Origin of the sequence: Mesorhizobium sp. M7A.F.Ca.US.005.03.2.1, from assembly GCF_003997795.1 — a bacterium.
In the GTDB taxonomy this organism is placed as follows: domain Bacteria; phylum Pseudomonadota; class Alphaproteobacteria; order Rhizobiales; family Rhizobiaceae; genus Mesorhizobium; species Mesorhizobium ciceri.
Genome location: NZ_RZRP01000936.1, coordinates 1 through 2,286, shown reverse-complemented (window position 1 = coordinate 2,286; position 2,286 = coordinate 1). Strand labels below are relative to the sequence as shown.

The following is a 2,286-nucleotide window of genomic DNA, read 5'->3' as shown; positions in this document are numbered from 1 at the left end:
CCTCAGAACCTCGAAACCGGGCTGTTCTTCGATCAGGAATGGGCCTCGCTCAACAAGGTGATGCCCGTTGCCTCGGGCGGCATCCATGCCGGCCAGATGCACCAGTTGATCCACTATCTCGGCGAGGACGTCATCCTGCAGTTCGGCGGCGGCACGATCGGCCATCCGGACGGTATCCAGGCAGGCGCGACGGCCAATCGCGTCGCCTTGGAAGCGATGATCCTGGCCCGCAACGAGGGGCGCGATTATTTGCGCGAAGGGACCAAGATCCTCGAACAGGCGGCCAGATGGTGCACGCCGCTGAAGGCTGCCCTGGAGACCTGGAAGGACGTCACCTTCAACTACGAATCGACCGACACGGCCGACTTCGTGCCAACCGCAACGCCCAGCTTCTAGACGAAAGGAACCGTCGTCATGATGACCAATCCGGGAAACAAGGTCACACAGGGGCAGTTCTCGTTCCTGCCCGACCTGACCGACGAGCAGATTTCGGCGCAGATCAAATACGCGCTGAAGAACCATTGGGCGGTCAGCGTCGAGTACACGGACGATCCGCATCCGCGAAATACCTATTGGGAAATGTACGGCAACCCGATGTTCGACTTGAAAGATCCGGCGGGCATACTGCTCGAGGTCAATGCTTGCCGGAAAGCCTGTCCGAACATGTATGTGCGGGTGACCGCCTTCGATTCGACCAAGGGCTGGGAAGCGCCGCGCATGTCGTTCATTGTCAACCGGCCGCCCAGCGAACCCGGGTTCCGGCTGCTGCGCCAGGAGCGTGACGGCCGCAGCCAGGGTTATTCGATCGTGCCTTATGCGACCGACAGGCCCGAGGGCGAGCGGAGCTAGCCGAACCATGCTGAACGCGATGACAAAGGACGCTGCCGCACAGGACGCGACGGTCGATCTGCAGGCCGAGTTCGAGGCGTCCAACATCGACGAGGTGATGGACAAGCTCGACCGAGAACTCGTTGGCCTGAAGCCGGTCAAGACCCGCATCCGCGAGATCGCCGCCCTCCTCCTGGTCGACCGGCTTCGCCGCAGGTTCGGACTGACATCGGGCGCGCCGACGCTGCACATGAATTTCACGGGAAATCCTGGCACCGGAAAGACCACGGTGGCGCTGAGGATGGCCGAAATCCTGCATCGTCTGGGTTATGTCCGCGAAGGCCACATGGTCGCCGTGACTCGCGACGATCTCGTCGGCCAGTATGTGGGCCACACCGCGCCCAAGACCCGCGAGGTGATCAAGCGTGCCATGGGCGGCGTGCTTTTCATCGACGAGGCCTACTATCTCTACAAGCCAGAGAACGAACGCGACTACGGCCAGGAATCGATCGAAATCCTGCTGCAGTGCATGGAGAACAACCGTGACGATCTGGTTGTGATCCTTGCCGGCTACAAGAACAAGATGGACCGCTTCTTCGACAGCAATCCCGGCATGCGTTCGCGCATCGCCCACCACCTCGACTTCCCCGACTATGGCGTCAGCGAACTGAAATCGATCGCCGAGATTATGCTCGCGGAGCAGAATTATCGCCTCAGCGAGGCGGCGTCCCAGGCGCTCGAAGAGTATCTTCCGATCCGCATGAGGCTGCCGCATTTCTCCAACGCGCGTTCGGTTCGCAATGGGCTTGACCGGGCGCGGCTGCGGCAGGCTAACCGGCTTTTCGCATCGCGCAGCCGGGTGTTGACCAAGGCCGATCTTATCACCATCGAGGAATCCGACATTCGCGGCAGCCGCGTGTTCGCGGAAGGGAAACTGGAAGGCGAACCGGAGACGAAGATGCGCTGACAGGACGAAGCGGCCGGCGCAGCGACCAACACCGCAGACAGAATTGGAGACGACGACCATGGTCACCGGGACAATCATCGCACCCTCCGTGCTTTCCGCGGATTTCTCGCGGCTCGGCGACGAGGTCGAAGCTGTCGTGCGGGCGGGTGCCGACTGGATCCATCTCGACGTGATGGACGGCCACTTCGTGCCCAACATCACCTTCGGTCCGCCGGTGATCAAGGCGATCCGCGACCGAACGGACAAAATCTTCGACTGCCATCTGATGATCGCGCCGGCCGACCCCTATCTGGCCGCCTTCGCCGACGCCGGTTGCGACATCATCACGGTGCATGCAGAGGCCGGGCCGCATCTCGATCGTTCCCTGCAGGCGATCAAAAATCTCGGCAAGAAGGCCGGCGTATCGCTGAATCCTTCGACGCCGGAGAGCGTCATCGAGTATGTGCTCGACAGGCTCGATCTGGTGCTTCTGATGACGGTCAATCCAGGCT

The 2,286-nt window shown here is 61.5% G+C and carries 4 protein-coding genes; all 4 read left to right on the top strand.

Annotated elements, in window-relative coordinates:
- On the top strand, positions 1 to 396 hold a 396-nt coding region (locus tag EN991_RS32840; protein ID WP_245461140.1), incomplete at its 5' end, for a RuBisCO large subunit C-terminal-like domain-containing protein.
- Between the two features lie 18 nt (positions 397 to 414).
- Positions 415 to 849, top strand: coding sequence for a ribulose bisphosphate carboxylase small subunit (locus EN991_RS32835; protein ID WP_013532057.1), 435 nt, complete (start codon positions 415 to 417; stop codon positions 847 to 849).
- A 7-nt stretch (positions 850 to 856) separates the two neighbouring features.
- Positions 857 to 1,795: a CbbX protein gene (cbbX, locus tag EN991_RS32830; protein WP_013532058.1), complete on the top strand. Its 939-nt coding sequence runs from the start codon at positions 857 to 859 to the stop codon at positions 1,793 to 1,795.
- A gap of 58 nt (positions 1,796 to 1,853) precedes the next feature.
- The coding region (locus tag EN991_RS32825) for a ribulose-phosphate 3-epimerase (protein ID WP_164769548.1) at positions 1,854 to 2,286 on the top strand (433 nt) is incomplete at its 3' end.